This window comes from Pseudomonas sp. KCJK9000 (genome assembly GCF_046230725.1).
In the GTDB taxonomy this organism is placed as follows: Bacteria; Pseudomonadota; Gammaproteobacteria; order Pseudomonadales; family Pseudomonadaceae; genus Aquipseudomonas; species Aquipseudomonas promysalinigenes.
The window spans coordinates 27,846-47,390 of sequence record NZ_JBJJLN010000021.1; the positions used below are offsets into that span (position 1 = coordinate 27,846).

Sequence of the window (19,545 nt, forward strand, 5' to 3'; positions counted from 1 at the left end):
TTCACGTTGTAAAACGCGTGGAACTATGACCTACTATTAGTCTTACTCATGCTTTGGGGGCATCATGTCGGAACGGATTCAAGCGCTGCATGCCCTGCGGGCCTTTGAGGTTGCCTCGCGCTATGGCTCGTTTACCCGGGCTGCCGAGGAATTGGCCCTGACCCAGGGGGCCGTCAGCCATCACATTAAAACCCTGGAGTCGATGTTCGGCTGCGACCTGTTCGAGCGCCGGGGCCCCAAACTGAGCCTCACCGAGCATGGGCGGCTGTTGGCCCAGGAGCTCAAGGTCGGTTTCAAGATCATCGAAAATGCCTGTGCATTGCTGCGTCAGGACCGCTATGGGTTGCGTCTGAAAGCCCCATCGACACTCACCGTACGCTGGCTGCTGCGTGCCCTGGATGGTTTCAAGAAGCTTGAAGACAACTGCAGCGTGCAGCTGTCGAGCGTGTGGATGGACATCGACTCGGTGGACTTCTACTCCGAACCCTACGACTGCGCCATCCTGCTTGCCAATGGCCGCTTCCCAGCCGATGTGGACAGCGTGAAGCTGTTCGATGAATGGCTGATCCCGGTTTGCCACCCCGACTACATGGCGCAAGCCAAGCCGGAGCTGGCCGACCTGCGCCAGTGCGAGTTCCTGCACCCATCACCGGATCGGCGAGACTGGCGGCGCTGGCTGGCGCGTATGGACGCCTTGGACATCAGCATCGATCAGGGCCAGGTATTCGACACCCTGGACCAGGGTATCTCGGCGGCGCAACAGGGTCTTGGCATTTCAGTGGTCGACCTGGTCCTGGCCAGCGCCGACTTGGCTGCCGGGCGGCTGGTAACGCCTTACAAGCATGCGGTATCGACGGGTGACGGCTATTACATGACTTGGCTCAAAAGCAGCCCCAAGGCGCGGCAGATGCACAAGCTGCGTGATTTTTTGCTCGGCCAGGTGCCGCCATTGAGCCACAAGGACATCGATTACCTGTACGGCTGAATACAGAGTCCCCGGCAGCGACCTACTGGCGTAGAATCAGGCTTTTGCGCAGAGGTCGATGCGGTGGAGTTGCAGCAGGGGTTTGTCCTGACCCGGCATTGGCATGACACGCCAGACGGCACCTGTGTGGAGTTCTGGCTGGCCACCGATGCCGGGCCCCGTTTGCTGCGCCTGGCTGCGCAGGAGTCGGTGGCGTTCATTCCCCAGGCGCAAGCCGAGCATGCTCGGGTGTTGCTGGCCAAGGAACAGGGGCTGCAGCTCAAACCGCTGCGCCTGAAAGACTTCGATCAGCGGCCGATGCTTGGCCTGTACGCCCGCCACTATCGCCAACTGCTGCAACTCGAGCAACGTCTGCGCAGCGCTGGCATCGACGTGTTCGAAGCCGATATACGCCCGCCTGAGCGTTACCTGATGGAGCGCTTCATCACTGCCCCGGTGCAATTCACCGGCACGCTGGATGAGCACGGAGTGCTGTGCGATGCACAGCTCAAGCCCTGCTCGCACTACCGCCCGGCGTTGCGCCTGGTTTCGCTGGACATCGAGACCAGTGAGCGAGGCGAGCTTTACAGTATCGCTCTGGAGGGGTGTGGCCAGCGCCAGGTGTACATGCTTGGGCCGGCCAATGGCGATGCCGCAGGCTTGGACTTCGATCTGCACTACTGCGCCGACCGCGGCGAGCTGCTGGCATGCCTCAACCAGTGGCTGGCCGAGCACGACCCTGACGCGATCATCGGCTGGAACCTGATCCAGTTCGACCTGCGTGTGCTACATGAGCACGCCAAGCTGCTGCAAATTCCTTTGGCGTTGGGGCGCAACGGGGCGCCGATGACCTTGCGCAGCCATGCCGGGGGTGGCCACGTATTCGTCGATGCCCCCGGGCGGCTGCTGATAGACGGTATCGAGGCGCTGCGTTCAGCGACCTGGAGCTTCCCCTCGTTCAGCCTGGAAAATGTCGCGCAGACGTTGCTTGGCGAGGGCAAGGCCATCGATACCCCGTACCAGCGAATGGACGAAATCAATCGCCGTTTTGCCGAAGACAAGCCGGCCTTGGCGCACTACAACCTCAAAGACTGCGAGTTGGTGACGCGGATCTTTGCCCATACCCGGCTGCTGGAGTTTCTACTGGAGCGGTCTTCGGTGACTGGCTTGTCTGCAGACCGCAGCGCAGGCTCTGTGGCCGCGTTCTGCCACTTGTACATTCCGCACATGCACCGCTTGGGCTTTGTCGCCCCCAATCTAGGCAGCCGCCCCGAAGAAGCCAGCCCCGGTGGTTTTGTCATGGACTCGCGCCCAGGGCTCTATGATTCGGTGCTGGTCCTGGACTTCAAGAGCCTTTACCCCTCGATCATCCGCACCTTTCTGATCGACCCGGTTGGACTGGTCGAGGGTTTGCGCCTGCCTGATGACGCGCACTCGGTTGAAGGTTTCAGGGGCGGGCGCTTCTCGCGCAGCGCACATTGCCTGCCGGCAATCGTCGAACGTGTTTGGCAGGGGCGCGAAGCGGCCAAGCGTGACGGCAACGCTCCGCTGTCCCAGGCGTTGAAAATCATCATGAATGCGTTTTACGGCGTGCTTGGCTCAAGTGGCTGCCGCTTTTTCGACCCGCGCCTGGCATCGTCGATCACCATGCGTGGGCACCAGATCATGCATCAGACCCGCGCATTGATCGAGGCTCAGGGCTACCAAGTGATCTACGGCGACACCGATTCGACCTTCGTGTGGCTCAAGGGCGCCCATGGTGAAGAAGCCGCAGCGCGTATTGGTCGTGACCTGGTGGCACAGGTCAACCAGTGGTGGCGCGAGCATTTGCAGGAAACCCTGAAGCTGCAAAGCGCATTGGAGCTGCAGTTCGAGGTGCATTACCGGCGCTTCCTGATGCCCACTATCCGTGGTACCGACGAGGGCAGCAAGAAGCGCTATGCCGGCTTGGTGCAACGTGCCGATGGCAGCGAGGACGTCGTGTACAAGGGCCTGGAGTCGGTGCGCACCGATTGGTCGCCTTTGGCCCAACGCTTTCAGCAGGAACTGTACGGGCGAATCTTCCGCGGCCAGCCTTATCGCGATTACCTGCGCGACTACGTAAGCCGAACCTTGGCTGGGGAGCTGGATGAGTTGCTGGTTTACCGCAAGCGGCTGCGTAGGCCTTTGGCCGATTACCAGCGCAATGTGCCGCCGCATGTGCGCGCTGCCCGGCTGGCGGACGACTACAACAGCGCAGTGGGCCGCCCCAAGCAGTATCAGCGTGGCGGCTGGATCAGTTACCTGATCACCACAGCAGGCCCGGAGCCCCTGGAGAACCTGCAATCGCCCATCGATTACGAGCACTATCTGAGCCGCCAGTTGCAGCCGGTGGCCGACGCTATATTGCCGTTTGTGGGCGATGACTTCGCTGCGTTGACCGATCGCCAACTGCTGCTGTTTTGAGCCGCCCGTCGATCATGCGATCTGTCGATGGGCTATGCTCAGGTTCAGGTATGGTGACTTTCTCGGATGCCCGAAATCCTGGAAGACACGCGAAGTTACTTTTGCGTGAGCGCTCTGGCTTGTGAGTTGGTTTAGTCTCCCGAGTCGGATCTTTCTCCATGATCTGTAGTCTTTGTTTTATCGAGAAAATAAGGAGATGTGCATGCTCGTCCGGTCATTGACCCTCGCCACTTTGCTCGCTGTCAGCGGCACGTTGTTAGCAGCCGACAGTGACGCGCCACTGGCCAAGGAACTGGGCAAGGCCAGGCCATTGGTCGTTATCGCGCCTAGCAGTGCCGACCCCACCCTGCGAGGGCTGAACGACGCGCTCAAGGATCCAGCAACCGAGGCCGGCTTCAAGGAGCGCAAGCTGGTGCTGTTCAGCGTTGCTCAAATGATGGGCAAGCGCGATGACAAGAACCTCGAACAGCAGACCACCATGGCCCTGATTCGCGAGCTCAAGCTAGGTGCCAGCAAGGGTACCAAGGTGATTCTGGTGGGCCTGGACGGTGAACGTCACGTGCTCAAGGATGATGAGTCGGGGGACAAGCTCGACGCCCAGGCGATCTTCAAGGCAGTTGATGAGCTGCCGGCCAGCGAGAAGGCGGCGGTCGCTCCAGAGCCTACGACCGCGGCTGCGCCCGAGCCCAAGGGTAAAGAGGGCAAGAGCGCCAAGCCCGCCAAACCGGCAGCGCCTCCCAAACCCCTGGAGGACTGAGCCCAGCAGTGCTGAAGGCGCTGGCTGGTTGTGTGTCGCGGAAGCTGCTTGCGCACCCTGTGTGACGCGCAAGCAGGCTTATCTCTCGTGAAGGGTAAGTTTAGTCAGGCGAAGCTGGCGAAATGCGTTTGCATCCGCTGGGCATTCGCCTGTTTGCCGCTGAACAGTTCGAAAGCTTTGACGGCTTGGAATACGGCCATGTTGCTGCCGTCCAGGGTTCGGCAACCGAGGGCGCGGGCTGCTTTGAGCAGTTCGGTTTCAAGCGGGAAGTAGATGATTTCAGCCACCCATAGGCGCGGGTGCAAGAGTTCGACCGGCAAGGGCGTGCCTGGCAATTTCGCCATTCCGACCGGCGTGGTGTTGACCAGCCCATCTGCATCGGCGACCTGAGCCGCGAGGTTCTCGCCCAGCACCGCCCGGCCTTCACCGAAATGGCCATTGAGATTGTCGACCAGCGCTTGCGCACGTGCGGCGTCCACTTCGAACAGCACCAGTTGCTCGACGCCTTCGCTCAACAGTGCATGAGCCACGGCAGAGCCTGCTCCGCCCGCGCCCATCTGCACCACGCGCTTGCGCGCAACGTCCGGCAGGCCGCGCCGCAGGCCTTCGGCGAAGCCCAGGCAATCGGTATTGTGGCCGATCCGCCTGCCGTTCTGGAACACCACAGTATTCACTGCGCCGATACCCCGCGCCTCGTCGGACAGCTCATCGAGCAGCGGCAGGATCGCTTGCTTGAATGGGTAGGTGATGTTCAGCCCTGTGAAGCCGGTATGTTGTGCGGCATCCAGCAGTTGCGGCAATGCGCTGTCTGCAAGCTGAAGCTGATCAGCGTCGATCAAACGGTAGAGGTAGCGCAGATTCTGGGCGTCGCCTTCGTGCTCATGCAGGGCAGGGGTGCGCGATAGCTGTATGCCACGGCCAATCAGGCCGGCGAGGATGGCAGGTTGGCTCATGGACGTGGCTCCCGCAACAGTTCGGCAAAGTGGCTCAGGGCCATGCGATAGCCATGGCTGCCAAGGCCGCAGATGACCCCGACTGCAATCGATGAAACGAAAGACAAATGGCGGAACGGCTCGCGCTTGTGCACGTTCGACAAGTGCACTTCGATCACCGGCAGCTCGCTGGCCACCAGTGCATCGCGAATCGCCACCGAGGTGTGGGTCCAGGCGCCGGGGTTGATCACGATGCCGGCGCAACGGCCCCGAGCGGCGTGAATCCAGTCGATCAGTTCGCCTTCATGGTTGGTCTGGCGGAACTCGATTTCCAGGCCATGGGTTTGAGCGGTTTCGGCGCAACCCTGGGCAAGGTCGGCAAGGGTTTCATGGCCATACTGGGCGGGCTCGCGGGTCCCCAGCATGTTCAGATTAGGGCCGTTGAGCACGAGAATGAGGGGTGTCATGACGGGTATCGCTTTGTTGTTGTTGAATACCCCTATGTTTGTACCGGGTGGTTAATTCCGTCAATTGGATCGGCTGTCGCCCAGGGGAAAGTGGGCGATTATCGGACTTTTTTGCATCCCATCGCCGCTCACTCTCCTTGACTGGCCGCCGCCCGCTATCAGCTGGATATTGGGACCTGTGGCACCATGTCGCTGTCGGCTTCCTCGTGCAGCGAAATGCGCGAGGTTTCCGGCAAAGCCAAGCCACCTACCAAGGCCACCAGGGCGATGGCTACCAAGTAGAACGCCGGCGCCAGGCTACTACCGGTCTGTCCGATCAACCAGGTAGCTACCAGGGGGGCAGTGCCGCCAAACAGCGTGTAAGCCACGTTATAGGTGATGGCCGAGGCGGTGTAGCGGGTGCGGGTGGGGAAGCTTTCCGACAGCAGAGCCGCCGTCACCACACCACTGCACAAGGCGCCCACCGCCAACAGGATCACCCCCAGCAGTGCTGCTGGCATCGAGCCGGAACTGGCCAGCCAGTAAGCGGGGAATACACAGACCATCACCCACAGGCAGGTGAACCCGATGGTCTTGCGTCGCCCGACGCGGTCGGAGAATGCCCCGGCCAGCGGGCAGCCCACCGCTGCGAACAGCAACGCCACGGTGGTTACCAGCAACGACTGCGCGCGGGTCAGGTTACCCACCAGTTGCAGGTAGGTGGCGAAGTAGGTGGTGAACATGTAGAACGACAAGGCCGTCAGCGAGATGAACATACCCAGGTTACGTATCGCACGCCCGTGGTTGCGCAGGGTGTCCTTGAGCGGCGAATGTTCGTGGACCTTGCCCTGTGCGATGGCTTCGCGAAATGCCGGGGTTTCCTCCATGCGCCAGCGTAGGTACAAACCCACCAACCCCAGCGGTGCGGCCACCAGGAATGGGATGCGCCACCCCCAGGCGGTCATCGCTTCGGTGGAGAGTGTAGCTTCCAGGCCATAGGCGATCACCGCCGCGCAGGCGAAGGCCGAGAACGTCGATACCGGCACGAAGCTGCCGTAGAACGCGCGTTGGTTCCGGGGAGCGTGCTCCATCAGGTAGGCGCAGGCGCCTGCGTATTCGCCGCCGGCAGAAAACCCCTGCAGGCATCGCGCCAGGGTCAATAGAGCAGGTGCGGCGAGGCCAATGCTGGCATAGGTCGGCAGCAGGCCGATCAAGGTGGTGGAGCCAGCCATCAGCAGGATGGTCAGCGACAGGATGCGCTTGCGCCCGAGGCGGTCGCCAAGGGCGCCGAACACGATGCCGCCGAGCGGGCGTAAAGCGAAGGCCACGGCGAACACCGCGAAGGTCTTGAGCAGGGCGACGCTGGCGTCTTCACTGGCGAAGAACTGGCTGGCGATCAATGTGGCGAGAAAGCCATACACCGCGAAGTCGAACCATTCGACGAAGTTGCCGATGGCCGAAGCGGCGATGACCCTGCGCAGGGTGGCGGGGGGTACCTCATGCGATATGGACATACGCAAGCTCTCCGGTTTGCAAAGGCAGCCTTGATGAGTGTGGCGCGCTCAGGGTGCGCCATCGTTGTTATCAGGGCCAGTAGACCGGTGCTTGTGGGTGTGCGCATCGTCGAGGGCGACATCGGGATGCCTGTGGGCGTTACACCGTGAATACCACGCCGGTGCGTGAGGCGGCATTACGGATGTGTTCCTGCATGGCCTTCTGCGCCCCCGCTTGGGAGCGCCGGGCAAGGGCGCGGAGGATCTTGCGGTGTTCCTCCCAGGTTTCCATCGCCCGTTCCGGGCGGATGAAGGGCAGTTTCTGGCTTTCCAGGAAGATGTCCTGGCTGGCGGTGATCACTTGCAGCATGGCCTGGTTGCCGCACGCCTGCAGTAAGTGTTGGTGGAAAGCGAAGTCCAACTGCGCTGCGGCTTCGAAGCGCCCGGCTTTGAGCTCTACACGCATGGCTTCGACGTTCGCTTGCAAGCGGTCGATGTCGTGCGCAGTCATCGCGAGGGCCGCCTGGCCGGCGGCGAAACCTTCCAGCGCGTAGCGCAGTTGAAAGGTGTCGCTGGCCGACACCTGCTCGGCGTAGGGCCAGGCAAAGCTCGACGACGCAGGCGCCGAGGCTTGTACGAACACGCCTTTGCCTGGCTGGACACTGACCAGGCCCAACGCGCTGAGTGACGACAGTGCCTCACGAAGCGAGGCCCGGCTCACGCCCAACTGCTCGGACAGATCGCGCTGTGACGGCAATGCGTCACCAGGCCGATAGTCGCCATCGTCGATCAATTTGCGGATGCCTTGCAGGGCTTGTTCGGGGACGGCGCGGGGCAGGGTGTCGTGCATGCTGTTCAGACCGGTCGGAGGGCGATGACCTTGGCTTTTTACGGCCATTGACGGGCGCTGGCAAGCGTTGCTCCGCCCTGGCGCAGCCCAGCATCGCCTTGCACGAAAGCAGGGCAGTGAACACTGCAGATTGGATAGCAGGGTGGCAACTGTTCAGACCAGTAAGACCGTGTGGTGCAGTGTTTGCGGCGTTTCGGCCGGTTTTGGCATGGCCCATGCACTGCTCCGATCGCCCCTTACCTTGAACCTCTGCGAGGCCGTTCGATGAAGACTTTCCGCACCCTGTTACTGGCCAGCCTGATGTGTGGCGGCGCCCTGGTATTGCCTATCGCCAAGGCCGATGCACTGGCTGACATCAGCGCACGTGGTGTGCTCAAGGTGGCAGTGCCACAGGACTTCCCCCCGTTCGGTTCGGTCGGGCCTGACTTCAAGCCCCGTGGCCTGGACATCGATACGGCGCAGCTGCTGGCCGACAAATTGGGTGTAAAACTTGCCCTGACGCCGGTTAACAGCACCAACCGGATACCGTTTCTCACCACTGGCAAGGTCGACCTGGTGATCTCCAGCCTGGGCAAAAATCCTGAGCGTGCAGCCGTGATCGACTTCTCCAGGCCCTACGCACCGTTCTACCTGGCCGTATTTGGCCCGGCCGAGGCGGACATCGCCAACATCGATGCCGTAGCAGGCAAAACCATCAGCGTCACCCGCGGCTCGATCGAGGACATGGAACTGAGCGCCGTGGCGCCCAAAGGCGCAGTCATCAAGCGCTTCGAAGACAACAACTCGACCATCGCCGCCTACCTTTCCGGTCAGGTCGAACTGATCGCCAGCGGCAGTGTGGTAATGGCGGCCATCGCTGAGAAAAACCCGGCCAAGGTGCCGGTGATGAAGGTCAAGCTCAAGGACTCGCCTGTTTACGTGGGGCTGGCCAAGAACGAGCCGGCGTTGCTGGACAAGGTCAATGCCACGCTGGAAGCCGCCAAGGTCGACGGCAGCCTGAACCGCAACGCCGAGAAATGGTTGAAACAGCCGCTGCCGGCCGACCTGTGAGTTGCATCCGGAGCTTGTAACCATGGCGTATGCGTTTGATTTTGCCCCTGTATTGGCCCAGAGCGACCTGCTGCTCAAAGGTGCTTGGTTCACCTTGCAGCTCACCGCCGTCGGCACGCTGCTGGGCGTGGCCATCGGTGTACTTGGCGCTGGTGTACGTGCCTGGCGAATACGGCCTTTCGACCTGCTGTTCGGTGTGTACGTCGAGTTGATCCGCAACACACCTTTCATCGTGCAGCTGTTCTTCATTTTCTTCGGCCTGCCGGCGCTGGGTGTGCGCCTGACCGAGTGGCAAGCCGCTGTGCTGGCCATGGTGATCAACCTGGGAGCCTATTCCACCGAGATCATTCGTGCTGGTATCCAGGCCATCCCCAAGGGGCAGTTGGAGGCAGCCGCAGCCTTGGCCATGAGCCGCTTCGAGACGTTCCGCCATGTGGTGTTGCAGCCTGCGCTGGCGAAAGTCTGGCCGGCGCTGACCAGCCAGATCGTGATCGTCATGCTGGGTTCGGCGGTGTGTTCACAGATTGCCACCGAGGAGCTGTCGTTCGCCGCCAACTTCATCCAGTCGCGTAATTTTCGCGCCTTTGAAACTTACCTGCTGACCACCTTGCTGTATCTGTTCATGGCCATCGTGCTGCGTCAGCTGCTGGCCTGGGCGGGGCAGCGCCTGCTGATGGGGAAACGCTGATGGACTTCACCTTCTGGGACATCTTGCGCAACCTGCTGATCGGCCTGCAATGGACCCTGCTGTTGTCGCTGGTAGCGTTTGTGTGTGGCGGTTTAGCGGGCCTGCTGGTGCTGGTTGCGCGGTTGTCCCAGCACCTGATGGTGCGCAGCCTGGCCAGGGGCTACATCGAGCTGTTCCAAGGTACGCCGCTGCTGATGCAACTGTTCATGGTGTTCTTCGGCATTGCCTTGTTTGGCCTGGACGTGTCTGCCTGGATGGCCGCCGCGATTGCCCTGACCCTGTTCACCAGCGCCTTTCTCGCTGAAATCTGGCGCGGTTGCGTCGAAGCGATACCGCGCGGCCAGTGGGAGGCCTCCGGCAGCCTGGCGCTTAGCCGGATGGAGCAGTTGCGCCATGTGATCCTGCCTCAGGCCATGCGCATCGCCGTGGCACCGACGGTTGGCTTTTCCGTGCAGGTGGTCAAGGGCACGGCGGTGACCTCGATCATTGGTTTCACCGAACTGACCAAGACCGGCGGCATGCTGGCAAACGCCACGTTCGAGCCGTTCATGGTCTACGGCCTGGTCGCGCTGGGCTATTTCGTACTCTGTTACCCGCTCTCGTTGAGCGCCCGTTATTTGGAAAGGAGGCTGCATGCCCCTGCTTAGAGTGTCCGCGCTGCACAAATACTATGGCGACAACCACGTGCTGAAGGGGGTCGACCTCGCCATCGAGGAAGGCGAGGTAGTGGCCATCATCGGCCGCAGTGGCTCAGGCAAGAGCACCTTGCTGCGTACCCTCAACGGCCTGGAGTCGATCAGCGACGGTGTTATCGAAGTGGACGGCGAGTACCTCGACGCTGCCCGTGCCGACTTGCGTTCCCTGCGGCAAAAGGTCGGTATGGTGTTCCAGCAGTTCAACCTGTTTCCCCACCTGAGCGTGGGCGAGAATGTGATGCTCGCCCCGCAGGTGGTGAAAAAGGCCAGCCGCACCGAAGCGCGCCAGTTGGCCGAACAGATGCTGGCGCGGGTTGGCCTTGCCGAAAAATTCGATGCCTACCCTGATCGCCTTTCCGGTGGCCAGCAGCAGCGAGTCGCGATTGCCCGCGCCTTGGCGATGTCGCCGAAGGTGTTGCTGTGCGACGAGATCACCTCGGCCCTGGACCCGGAATTGGTCAATGAAGTGCTTGGGGTGGTTCGCCAACTGGCCAGCGAGGGCATGACCCTGATCATGGTCACTCACGAAATGCGCTTCGCCCGTGAAGTTGGAGACAAGCTGGTGTTCATGCACCAAGGCAAAGTGCATGAAGTGGGCCACCCACGTGAGGTGTTCGCCGCGCCGCAGACGGCGGAGCTGGCCAATTTCATTGGAGCAGTGGCGTCGGCCTAGGGGCGACCGACACGCCACGGTGCGTACTCAAGCTCGCTGTAGCCCTCAGCCACGCCGTTGGCATTCGCTGAATAGCCCGGCAGCTGGTTCAGGTTCGTGGCCAGACAGCGGGCATTGAGACGGGCCTGGAGCTCGCTGTCCAGCCGAAAGTCGGCTGGCCGCAAAGGGTGCGGGTGAATCTGCACCAGGCACTGCTCGACTTTGCCTTGTGCATTGCCCTGGTAATACACCGACACACTGCCAACGCTGGTTACCGGTTGATCGCGCAGTAGGTGCTGCCAGAAAAATGCGCGCTGCGCGTTCGCCTGACCCCGCAGTGATGCAGGGTCTGCTGCAGGCAGCATCACGACCAGCGGGGCGATGACGTCGACAGTATCCTTGGCCTCATACAACGCTGCAGGTACGCGGGGGTAGATGGTCTTCCAGCACTGCGCTTCGACCAGCCTGGCCAGCGCCTTGAAGTTGCTCAGAGGTACGCCAGCCGGCAGCAGCTTTTCCTGGCCCGGTGAAGGCTGGGCCTTGCAAGCGATGGGTGCGGAATTTGCGTCCAAGGTGATGCGCAACCTGACTACACCGACATGCCGACCGCTATCGGTGGTGGCGATTGTCTGGATGAGCGCTTGCTGCATTTGCTTGGCGAAGATGCCCGTTGCAGCGGGCTGCGCGTCTGGTACAGCGCGAGCCTTGCAAGCGGCCAAAGTGAGGGCGAATAGGATGGTCACCAAGATTTTTGACACAGGAACGTCCTTGCGTGTGCTTGAGCCGGAACTTCGACCCCGCGGTGGATGGCGTGCATATTCTCCCTGACCGCACGCGCAGAAGTGACTGCTGATTGTGTGGGAAACATCTTCCCGTGCGCGTCGGCATTAGCGCCACCACTCACTTGCGCGCCTGTTCCTCCAGCGCCTGCAACGCCTGCTCGATCTGTTGCATGCGCTGCTCGGCCAGCGCCTGGGCGTTTTTGTCCTGTGCCGTTTCGCGCATCAGCCCGGTGAGCTTGTCGCTCAGCCGCTGGCCTTCTTCGGTGTCTTCAAGGGCCTTGGCCTTCGCCGGGTCGTGGGTGGCGGCAACGATGGTGGCGAACTCGGCATCGGTGAAGTTCTTCTTGCTGTAGAGCTTGAACAGGTCCTGGCGTTGATCCTCGACCGTGAGGTATCGGCGCAGGACGCTGCTGATTGTGGCGGCATTCAAATGCGGGTGGGTGCGGGTGAGCAATGCCGCCATGCGTTCGATGTTGTGGTCGTAGGCCTCCTGCAGCGGCAGGTTGGCCAGAATCTGCTCCTCGCGCGAAGGCTTCTGATCGCAGGCGGCAACGGCGCAAATCAACAGCAGGGGGAACAGCAACGTCTGTATGCGGGGCATGGAGGGGCCTTGGGCGCGTTTTGCAGGGGTAGATTATAGCGGTGTACGGTGCTTGGCCAGCAGTGCGCCGGAGTAAAAAAACGCGAGCTCGCAGTGTAGGACGCTTCCTACGTCATAGGCCTAGAAGTGGAACCTCTCGTTCATTTTCATCGCCGAGCATGTTGTTTACCGTCATTGTCATCGGCGATGACTGAGGAAGGACGCTCATGGCACATCTTGCGTTGTACAAACTCGACCTGCTCGACGCCTTCGAGGCTCGCAAGGCCGACTGGACCTATGCCGACCTGGACAAACTGCTGACCAAATTCAGGCCGTCTTCCTGTTTCGAGGACGGCAAAGGGCTGATCATCGCGGCGCACAAGGAGGGAAGCTGGCCCAGGACCGTGAAGCGCTACTTGCTGACGCACTACCTGGTGCATCAACACATCGCTTGTGAGCTCGACGAGGTATTTACCGCCGTGGTGGCGACCTTGACTGAGCAGGAGCGGCAAAACTGGGGGGTGTGAATGCGGCCAGGCACGGGTCTCACGGCACCCGAAAACGCAGGACAGGCGTACCATCGTAGGGGGCGGTCAGGTAATGGGCATGCACCCTGAAGGTGCTCAGCAGCCGCTCAGGGGTGAGCACCTCCAGCGGTTTGCCGAGGGCGACCAGGCGTCCCTGGTCAAGCACAGCGACCCGGTCGCAGGTCAGGGCCTGGTTAAGATCGTGCAAGGCAACCAATGTGCTCACCGGCAACCCCTGCACCTGCTGCAGCAAGCTGAGCTGGTGCTGGATGTCGAGGTGGTTGGTCGGCTCGTCGAGCAACAGCACCTGAGGCCGCTGAGCCAAGGCGCGGGCGATGTGCACGCGCTGGCGCTCGCCGCCGGACAGAGAACGCCATATGCGAGTGGTTAGGTGCGCAGCATCCAGATCGGCCAGGGCTTGCTCGACGATTGCGCGGTCAGCGCTGGAAAACGGCGTCAGCGCTGACAGCCACGGTGTACGGCCCAGGGCAACGGCATCGAACACGCTGATCGCGTCGAGGGTGTCGGCTTGTTGCTCGACCAGCGCCAAGGCTTGTGCGACGCGCCGGCGTGGCAGGCGTGCCAGCGGCTCGCCCAGCAATTCAACACTACCTGAACTGGGTGTGCGCAGGCCTGCCAACAGCTTGAGCAGTGACGATTTGCCCGAGCCGTTGGGGCCGACGACGGCCAATGTTTCACCGGGTATCACGCTGAGCGTGATGTCGCACAACACGGCGTGGCCTGCCAATTTCAGGCCCAGGCCGCTGCATGCCATGGGTGCTGGTTGTGCGCTGTGCATGACCGTCATGGGCGCCCCCGGCGGCTGATCAGAATCAGGGCAAAAACCGGTGCACCCAGCAAGGCAGTGACCACGCCTACCGGAATGACCTGGCCGGCGATCAGGGTGCGCGACAGGATATCGGCGGCAATCAGGAACAATGCCCCACCCAGGGCGCTGGCAGGCAGCAATCGGCCGTGGCCTGGGCCCAGCAGCAGGCGCAAGGCGTGGGGTATCACCAGGCCAACGAAGCCGATGGCGCCGACGATCGAGACCATCACCGCCGTCACCAGCGCCGCGCAGCTGATCAGTAGCAACTGGCTGCGGCGCACCGCGATGCCCAGAGACGCCGCCGAGTCAGAGCCGAAAGTAAAAGCGTCCAGCGCGCGGCGGTGCCACAGGCACACCACCAAGCCGAACAGGGCTGCCGGGAGGGCCAGCCATACCGAGGGCCAGCGTACGCCGCTGAGGTTGCCCAGCAGCCAGAACAGAATGCCTCGGGCTTGCTCGGCGGTGGCTGATTGGGTGATGAGCAAGGCGGTGAGGGCATTGAACAACTGTGAGCCAGCGATGCCGGCGAGGATTACCTGTGCGTTGTTGCTGTCGGGCCCGGCGGCGCGGGCCAGCACCAGTACCAGGGCGAACGCGGCAAGGGCCCCGAGGAAGGCACCGCCAGACATACTCAGGGCCGCACTGCCAAGCCCCAGCAGCCCCACCAGCACTGCGCCGGTGGAGGCTCCGGCCGAAAGGCCCAGCAGGTAGGGTTCGGCTAGCGGGTTGCGCAGCAGTGCCTGGAGAATGACCCCGCAAGTGGCCAGGCCTGCACCGCAGGCCGCGGCGACCAGCGAGCGGGTCAGGCGGTAGTTCCAGACGATACCGGCATCGATCGGATCGACCGGATAGCCGGCTTGCCACAGGTGATTGGCCAGCACCTGGCCGACGACGCTTGGCTGCAAGTGGGTTTCACCGATGACCGTGCCGGCCAGCACGGCAGCGAGCAAGGCCAGCAGGGCCAGCGTGCTGTAGAGCAGTGCTTTGATCATTGCGCCGCGTGACCACTGGCGAAGGCTGCAGATAACGTTTGCAGCCCACGGAACAAGCGGATTCCGGCCTGCATCGCTTCGGCGTCGAGCAGGATGACACGGTTGTACTTCACCGCATCCATGTGCTTTGTCACCGGGTCCTTGCGAAGGAATTCGAGCTTTTTCTGATAGTCATCGGCAGGGTAGCGACGGCGGTCCATGCGCGCGATGATCAGCCAGGTAGGGTTGGCCTTGGCCAAGGTTTCCCAGCCTACGGTCGGCCACTCTTCGGTCGAATCGACTACGTTGCGTACCCCCAGCGTGCGCAGCATGAAGTCGGCTACGCCCTGGCGGCCGGCCACATACGGGGCGGCGGCGAGCTCGCTGCTGGAGAACCAGAACAGTGCCGAAGTGTTGCTCAGGTCTTTGTCGCGCAGTTGCAGCCTGGCGCTGGCCAGGCGTGCCTTGAGGTCGGCATTGAGGGCTGCGCCGCGCTCCTGCACGTCGAAGATTTCGGCCAGCTGGCTGACACTCTTGTAAATGCTGTCGACCTGAAACGCCTGCAGACGAGTGCCGTCGGCACCCACCAGGTTGTCCTTGCCCTCGCAGTCCGAAGGCAGCAGGTAGGTTGCAATGCCCAACTCAGCGAACTGCTCGCGGGTAGCCACCGCCCCCTGAGCGCCCACCATCCACTCGAATTGCACGGCCACCAATTGAGGACGCTTGGCCACGACTGCCTCGAAACTCGGCTCGTTGTCGGCCAGGCGCGGTACCCTGGCATTGATTGCCTGGTATTCGGGCAGCACGTTGTTGAACCACAGTGAGGTACCGGCCAGCTTGTCGCCAAGGCCCAGCGCATAGAGCATTTCGCTGCCTGCCTGGCCGATGGTGACCGCACGCTCCGGGGCTTGGGCGAACGTCTGCGGGATACCGCAGTTCTCAAGGGTCAGCGGATAGTGAGTGGTACCGGCCTGGGCCAGGCCGATGAAGCTCAGGCTTGCAAGCAAGGCGATAAGACGGGGCAGCATGCGGGGCGATCTCCTGACAGACAGTTCTGGTGAGGAACGCACGGACAGGCATCGCCGGCCCCCTGCTGGCGCAGAGGCAACTCGGATGGCCATCCCGGACACCCCGCCGGTTGGTGATAGGCGCCGGCAGGTCTCCTGACTGGTGCGTCCTGGCCCGGCTCCAGCCTTCCCGGATCAAATCACCCAGTGGCATCGATGGAGCAGGCTCGGCACCTACAGTTGCGGGGGCAGTTCCGATTGGCACGCCATGGGCGAGCCCGGGATTCCCTATTGATTCCGTGATGGAAACCGGCGGGCGGCATGGTAGACCATCAAGCCGCCGGGCAAAAGGTCAAATCAGAAGTACTTCAGCCAAGCGATATCGCGCCGGCGTGCCTTGAGCCGGGCGAACCGACGCACCGGCACGTACAGCGCCCCAGCCAGCAGCAGCGACATCAGCCACACCGCGCCGATGCTGTCAAAGCCAAAGTGCTCACCGTGGTTATGGCCCCACAGCGCCATACCGGCCAGGTACAGCAGTTTGAGCACGTACAGGTGCAGCAGATAGAAGAACATCGGCGCTGCACCTAGCACTGCCAAAGCACTGATCCAGCGGGCATGCCCTGCGCGTTCGAAGGCGCGGAGCAACAGCAGGCCGCAGCCCAGGGTCAGCGCCAGAAACAGCAGCGAGGGTGGGTATTTGGTGATGTTGAAAAAGCTCATCAGCGTCTGCGTGATGGTCGGGTAGCCGGCCCACGGCGCATCGCCGTAGCCGTTATACAGGCGCAATATCATGAACCCGAGCAGGGCGACGGCGCCGGCCACCATCAGCCGGTGCTGACGCTGGCCGGCATCGCTGCCTCGGGCGAACCACGGGCCGAGGGCATACCCCAAAGCGATCACTCCTATCCATGGCAATACCGGATAGGACGTGCGCAAGCGCAGGCCGTCGGTCACGTCCAGCCAGCTTCGGTCGTGCAGCATCGCCCAGGGCACATGCAAGGCCGACTCCACACCGAAGTGCAGGTTGTCGAGCAGGTTGTGGCCAGCAATGATCAGTGCTGCCACGCCCAACAGGGCAGGGCGCGGCAGCCAGACCAACAGCGACAGGGCGATCATGCTTATCCCTATGGCCCAGATGACCTGCAGGTAAATCACGCCCGGTGGCAGTTCGAAGGTCCAGGCAAAGTTGACCAAGGTGAACTCCAACACCACCAAGAACAGTCCGCGCTTGAACAAAAACCCTGAAACCTCGCCACGGCCCTGATACTTCTCACCATACAACCACGCCGACAGCCCCGTGAGCAGAACGAATACCGGCGCGCACAGGTGGGCCAGGGTGCGGCTGGCGAACAACCAGGGTTCGGTGGTTTCGATGGTCATCGGGTCGCTGACCTGGCGGTGTAGGAAAAAGGTCTCGCGAACGTGGTCCAGCAGCATGAACAGAATCACCAGGCCGCGCAGAGCGTCGATGCTTTGCAGGCGCTGGGTCGGTAAGGTGGTTTTGACTGAGGGGCTGATCATGGAAAATTCGCAGGCAAGAATCGGTATCAAAGGAAACGTTATCTTATAACTAATCATGCGCACTGGCTTGTTTTTTTGCGCAGTGGCGATTGATTAACTGTTATCAGCGGGCTTCGCCCGTGCTCGCGGGTAAACCCGCAGCACAGGCTTGGCGATTGGCATGAACCTCCAAGAGCGGCGTTCAGCCAAGAACGGGTCTAGCCCGCGCCATCGATCGCGGCGAATCAGAACGTGTAATCCACGGTAGCGAAATACGACCGCGGCGTGCCCATTACCCATTGCTCGCCACTGAATACCGAGGCCACATACGCCCGGTCGAACAGGTTGTTGAGCTGCAACCCCAGGCGCACGTCTGGTAGTAGCTGCCAGCCGATGTTGGCATCCACCACGGTGTAACCCGGTGCACTTTGGCTATTGGCCGTGTCGGCATAGCGTTCGTCCACATAGCGCGCACCGATGCCAGCTTCCACTTGCTGGCCAAAGCTTTTACTCAGCCACAGGTTGGCCGTGCGCCGCGGCACATTGGCAGGCCGGTTACCCGCACGGCTCTGGGGCACGCCATCGACCAGCTCGTCAAAATCATCGAACTTGGCACGTACCAGCGCTGCATTCGCCGATAGCTGCCAGCGCTGCCCCAGGGCCAATTCCACAGAAGCTTCCAGGCCATCGGACGTCTGCTGCCCGGCTTGCTGGGCCTCGTGGCTGATCGGGTCAGCCACCAGCAGCTTGTTCTTGACGATATGGAAGGCTGCCAGGGTCCATTCGCCCCGACCGTCCCAGAAGCGCTGCTTGAGGCCCAACTCAGTCTGTCTGGCCTTGGTCAGGTGATAGTGCATCTGGGACGGGGCCAGGCTGATCAGGTTGTCCACGCCGTCTTCACTGGTGCTGTACTGGCCATACAGCGACAGATCATCAGTGACTGCGAACACCAGCCCAGCGCGCCAGTTGCCACCCTGCAGGCTGCGGTCACTGCGGCTGGCATCGACAAGGTTGTCGCGCTCGATGTGATTCTGGTCGCGACGCACGCCCGTCACCAGCGACAAGCGCTCGCTCAGCTGCAAGCGGTTCTCGGCGAACAGGGCGAAGGTGTGGGTAGTGGACAGCGTCTGCGCACGGGTTGGCGAATTGCTATGGAACCAGCCAGCGGCTGGCTGCCATGGGTCGATGTAGTCTGCACCCACGTCGTCGTAGGGCCGGTTGCTGTCGACGTTGAAACGCACCTTGTTGTACTCGGCGCCAATCAGCGTCCTGCTTGGCAGCCCGAACAGCTGATGATCGAAGCTGAAGGTCTGGCGATCGCCAATCTGCTCTTGGTTGTGCCTGATTTGCAGGTAGCTCTGGCGCTCCAGTTGCTCTCGCGCGGCGTCCCAGCTGTAGTTCTCGGCATTGCGCCAGTGACGGCGGCTCTTGATGTAATACAGCTGGTTGCTGGCGCTGACGTGATCGGTCAGCGTCCAGTCGGTAGTCAAACGCGTCCACTCGTCGTGGTAGCGCTGCACATCGTTGCGAATGTTGTAGTTCTTCTTGCGCAGGCTGTTGCGGTAGTGGCCATCGATCAACGGCGTGCCGTAGTAATTGGCCGGCTGGGCGTCGCCCCGTTCGTGGGCGAGGGTGAAGCTGAGGTCCTCGCTGGCGTCAAAGCGCACTGCGGCACTGAGCGCCAGGCTACGGGAATCTGTGCGGTCGACCCAGCCATTGCCCGCTTGCTGGTTGAGTGTCACGCGGTAGCTCAAGCGCTCACTGAGGCTGCCGCCGCTGTCCAGGCCCAACTGCTGGCGATCCCAGGAGCCATAGCCCAGGCGCAGGTGGTTGCGAACCTCGCCAACCCATGGTTTTTTCGGGATTACGTTGATCACTGCCCCGGTGGCGCCCTCACCATACAGTACCGAGGCCGGGCCGCGAATCACATCGATCTGCTCGACCATCCACGGGTCGACCGGAAACGTCTGAGTACCGGCCCCGGTGTACAGGCGCGCGCCGTCGAACAGGGTCATCACAGATCCATGGCCTGTGAAGCCGCGTGCTGACAGGCCAGTGCCGCCGTCGCCGGGGTTGCCGATGAAGGTGATGCCGGGGGATCGGGTCACTGCGTCCTGAACGGTGAGGTTATTGCGCTGCTCGATCTGGCTGGCCGTGATGCTGCTGATGCTGGCAGGTGTATCCAGGGCGCTGAGGTTCAGCCGCGAGCCGGCATCAGTGGGGGTGGCCAGGTCGACGCGTTGTGGGTCACGGCTATCGGTGACAGCTGTGGAGGGGAGGTTCAGCACAGGTTCGTCGGCCAGTACTGGCAAGGTCACGGCCAAACAGGCCGCCAGGGGATGAAGCTTGATGAGTCGGGACATGTCGTTCCACT

Annotated in this window: 19 protein-coding genes and 1 riboswitch; of the genes, 8 read left to right on the forward strand and 11 right to left on the reverse strand. The window is 62.0% G+C overall.

The window, feature by feature from the left end; all coding sequences use genetic code 11:
• Positions 1-64 precede the first annotated feature (64 nt).
• The 3 genes from ACK59H_RS11740 to ACK59H_RS11750 all read left to right on the forward strand — a co-directional run bounded on the left by ACK59H_RS11740 (position 65) and on the right by ACK59H_RS11750 (position 4,166).
• The gene (locus ACK59H_RS11740; RefSeq protein ID WP_060479186.1) at positions 65-985 is read left to right on the forward strand and encodes a LysR substrate-binding domain-containing protein; all 921 of its coding nucleotides are present in this window, start codon (positions 65-67) and stop codon (positions 983-985) included.
• Between the two features lie 63 nt (positions 986-1,048).
• Entirely contained in the window at positions 1,049-3,409 is a 2,361-nt protein-coding gene (locus ACK59H_RS11745) for a DNA polymerase II (protein ID WP_060479185.1), read from the forward strand.
• Positions 3,410-3,611: 202 nt separating this feature from the next.
• Positions 3,612-4,166, forward strand: coding sequence for a DUF4174 domain-containing protein (locus tag ACK59H_RS11750; protein WP_060479184.1), 555 nt, complete (start codon positions 3,612-3,614; stop codon positions 4,164-4,166).
• 104 nt (positions 4,167-4,270) lie between these two features.
• Here the strand turns inward: ACK59H_RS11750 and ACK59H_RS11755 are convergent, their stop codons facing one another.
• From ACK59H_RS11755 to ACK59H_RS11770, 4 genes are all read right to left on the reverse strand, one after another.
• Positions 4,271-5,119 carry a shikimate dehydrogenase gene (locus tag ACK59H_RS11755; protein WP_060479183.1) on the reverse strand — a complete coding sequence of 283 codons (849 nt, stop codon included), beginning with the start codon at positions 5,117-5,119 and terminating at the stop codon, positions 4,271-4,273.
• Positions 5,116-5,565, reverse strand: coding sequence for a type II 3-dehydroquinate dehydratase (aroQ, locus tag ACK59H_RS11760; protein ID WP_060479182.1), 450 nt, complete (start codon positions 5,563-5,565; stop codon positions 5,116-5,118). Before aroQ ends, ACK59H_RS11755 begins: the two co-directional genes overlap by 4 nt.
• A gap of 158 nt (positions 5,566-5,723) precedes the next feature.
• Positions 5,724-7,058: an MFS transporter gene (locus tag ACK59H_RS11765; protein WP_060479181.1), complete on the reverse strand. Its 1,335-nt coding sequence runs from the start codon at positions 7,056-7,058 to the stop codon at positions 5,724-5,726.
• Between the two features lie 139 nt (positions 7,059-7,197).
• Positions 7,198-7,887, reverse strand: coding sequence for a FadR/GntR family transcriptional regulator (locus ACK59H_RS11770; RefSeq protein WP_060479192.1), 690 nt, complete (start codon positions 7,885-7,887; stop codon positions 7,198-7,200).
• A gap of 264 nt (positions 7,888-8,151) precedes the next feature.
• Between ACK59H_RS11770 and ACK59H_RS11775 the strand changes: the two genes are divergently transcribed.
• The 4 genes from ACK59H_RS11775 to ACK59H_RS11790 are packed head-to-tail and all read left to right on the forward strand — an operon-like array spanning position 8,152 to position 10,993.
• Positions 8,152-8,937: a transporter substrate-binding domain-containing protein gene (locus ACK59H_RS11775; protein WP_060479180.1), complete on the forward strand. Its 786-nt coding sequence runs from the start codon at positions 8,152-8,154 to the stop codon at positions 8,935-8,937.
• Between the two features lie 22 nt (positions 8,938-8,959).
• A complete protein-coding gene (locus tag ACK59H_RS11780; protein ID WP_060479179.1) occupies positions 8,960-9,625 on the forward strand; it encodes an amino acid ABC transporter permease in 666 nt (221 codons plus the stop codon).
• The gene (locus ACK59H_RS11785) at positions 9,622-10,272 is read left to right on the forward strand and encodes an amino acid ABC transporter permease (protein WP_081016673.1); all 651 of its coding nucleotides are present in this window, start codon (positions 9,622-9,624) and stop codon (positions 10,270-10,272) included. Before ACK59H_RS11780 ends, ACK59H_RS11785 begins: the two co-directional genes overlap by 4 nt.
• Positions 10,259-10,993, forward strand: a complete 735-nt coding sequence (locus ACK59H_RS11790; RefSeq protein WP_060479177.1) for an amino acid ABC transporter ATP-binding protein — start codon at positions 10,259-10,261, stop codon at positions 10,991-10,993. Before ACK59H_RS11785 ends, ACK59H_RS11790 begins: the two co-directional genes overlap by 14 nt.
• Here the strand turns inward: ACK59H_RS11790 and ACK59H_RS11795 are convergent.
• Positions 10,990-11,730, reverse strand: a complete 741-nt coding sequence (locus ACK59H_RS11795) for a hypothetical protein (protein WP_060479176.1) — start codon at positions 11,728-11,730, stop codon at positions 10,990-10,992. The two genes, ACK59H_RS11790 and ACK59H_RS11795, sit on opposite strands and share 4 nt — an antisense overlap.
• A gap of 142 nt (positions 11,731-11,872) precedes the next feature.
• A complete protein-coding gene (locus tag ACK59H_RS11800) occupies positions 11,873-12,355 on the reverse strand; it encodes a hypothetical protein (RefSeq protein WP_060479175.1) in 483 nt (160 codons plus the stop codon).
• Between the two features lie 206 nt (positions 12,356-12,561).
• Here ACK59H_RS11800 and ACK59H_RS11805 point away from each other — a divergent pair, with 206 nt between their 5' ends.
• Complete coding sequence (locus ACK59H_RS11805; protein ID WP_060479174.1) at positions 12,562-12,861, forward strand: hypothetical protein; 300 nt, start codon at positions 12,562-12,564, stop codon at positions 12,859-12,861.
• Between the two features lie 19 nt (positions 12,862-12,880).
• On the opposite strand, the gene ACK59H_RS11810 is transcribed toward ACK59H_RS11805, so the two are convergent.
• From ACK59H_RS11810 to ACK59H_RS11830, 5 genes are all read right to left on the reverse strand, one after another.
• Positions 12,881-13,669 (reverse strand): ABC transporter ATP-binding protein, encoded by a 789-nt coding sequence (locus ACK59H_RS11810; RefSeq protein WP_060479173.1) that lies wholly within the window; start codon positions 13,667-13,669, stop codon positions 12,881-12,883.
• Positions 13,666-14,682 carry an iron ABC transporter permease gene (locus tag ACK59H_RS11815; RefSeq protein WP_060479172.1) on the reverse strand — a complete coding sequence of 339 codons (1,017 nt, stop codon included), beginning with the start codon at positions 14,680-14,682 and terminating at the stop codon, positions 13,666-13,668. The genes ACK59H_RS11810 and ACK59H_RS11815 overlap by 4 nt, the downstream gene beginning before the upstream one ends.
• Entirely contained in the window at positions 14,679-15,689 is a 1,011-nt protein-coding gene (locus ACK59H_RS11820) for an ABC transporter substrate-binding protein (protein ID WP_060479171.1), read from the reverse strand. The genes ACK59H_RS11815 and ACK59H_RS11820 overlap by 4 nt, the downstream gene beginning before the upstream one ends.
• Before the next feature lie 107 nt (positions 15,690-15,796).
• A riboswitch (cobalamin riboswitch) is annotated at positions 15,797-15,997 on the reverse strand.
• Positions 15,998-16,025: 28 nt separating this feature from the next.
• Positions 16,026-17,192, reverse strand: a complete 1,167-nt coding sequence (locus tag ACK59H_RS11825) for a DUF1624 domain-containing protein (RefSeq protein ID WP_060479170.1) — start codon at positions 17,190-17,192, stop codon at positions 16,026-16,028.
• 224 nt (positions 17,193-17,416) lie between these two features.
• Positions 17,417-19,534 (reverse strand): TonB-dependent receptor, encoded by a 2,118-nt coding sequence (locus ACK59H_RS11830; protein WP_060479169.1) that lies wholly within the window; start codon positions 19,532-19,534, stop codon positions 17,417-17,419.
• Positions 19,535-19,545: the final 11 nt, after the last annotated feature.

Bases quoted from the DNA above. Each gene is read 5' to 3' on its own strand.
- ACK59H_RS11740 (WP_060479186.1), top strand. From the start codon at position 65: ATGTCGGAACGGATTCAAGCGCTGCATGCCCTGCGGGCCTTTGAGGTT.
- ACK59H_RS11750 (WP_060479184.1), top strand. From the start codon at position 3,612: ATGCTCGTCCGGTCATTGACCCTCGCCACTTTGCTCGCTGTCAGCGGC.
- ACK59H_RS11755 (WP_060479183.1), bottom strand. From the start codon at position 5,119: ATGAGCCAACCTGCCATCCTCGCCGGCCTGATTGGCCGTGGCATACAG.
- aroQ (WP_060479182.1), bottom strand. From the start codon at position 5,565: ATGACACCCCTCATTCTCGTGCTCAACGGCCCTAATCTGAACATGCTG.
- ACK59H_RS11765 (WP_060479181.1), bottom strand. From the start codon at position 7,058: ATGTCCATATCGCATGAGGTACCCCCCGCCACCCTGCGCAGGGTCATC.
- ACK59H_RS11770 (WP_060479192.1), bottom strand. From the start codon at position 7,887: ATGCACGACACCCTGCCCCGCGCCGTCCCCGAACAAGCCCTGCAAGGC.
- ACK59H_RS11775 (WP_060479180.1), top strand. From the start codon at position 8,152: ATGAAGACTTTCCGCACCCTGTTACTGGCCAGCCTGATGTGTGGCGGC.
- ACK59H_RS11780 (WP_060479179.1), top strand. From the start codon at position 8,960: ATGGCGTATGCGTTTGATTTTGCCCCTGTATTGGCCCAGAGCGACCTG.
- ACK59H_RS11790 (WP_060479177.1), top strand. From the start codon at position 10,259: ATGCCCCTGCTTAGAGTGTCCGCGCTGCACAAATACTATGGCGACAAC.
- ACK59H_RS11800 (WP_060479175.1), bottom strand. From the start codon at position 12,355: ATGCCCCGCATACAGACGTTGCTGTTCCCCCTGCTGTTGATTTGCGCC.
- ACK59H_RS11805 (WP_060479174.1), top strand. From the start codon at position 12,562: ATGGCACATCTTGCGTTGTACAAACTCGACCTGCTCGACGCCTTCGAG.
- ACK59H_RS11810 (WP_060479173.1), bottom strand. From the start codon at position 13,669: ATGACGGTCATGCACAGCGCACAACCAGCACCCATGGCATGCAGCGGC.
- ACK59H_RS11815 (WP_060479172.1), bottom strand. From the start codon at position 14,682: ATGATCAAAGCACTGCTCTACAGCACGCTGGCCCTGCTGGCCTTGCTC.
- ACK59H_RS11820 (WP_060479171.1), bottom strand. From the start codon at position 15,689: ATGCTGCCCCGTCTTATCGCCTTGCTTGCAAGCCTGAGCTTCATCGGC.
- ACK59H_RS11825 (WP_060479170.1), bottom strand. From the start codon at position 17,192: ATGATCAGCCCCTCAGTCAAAACCACCTTACCGACCCAGCGCCTGCAA.
- ACK59H_RS11830 (WP_060479169.1), bottom strand. From the start codon at position 19,534: ATGTCCCGACTCATCAAGCTTCATCCCCTGGCGGCCTGTTTGGCCGTG.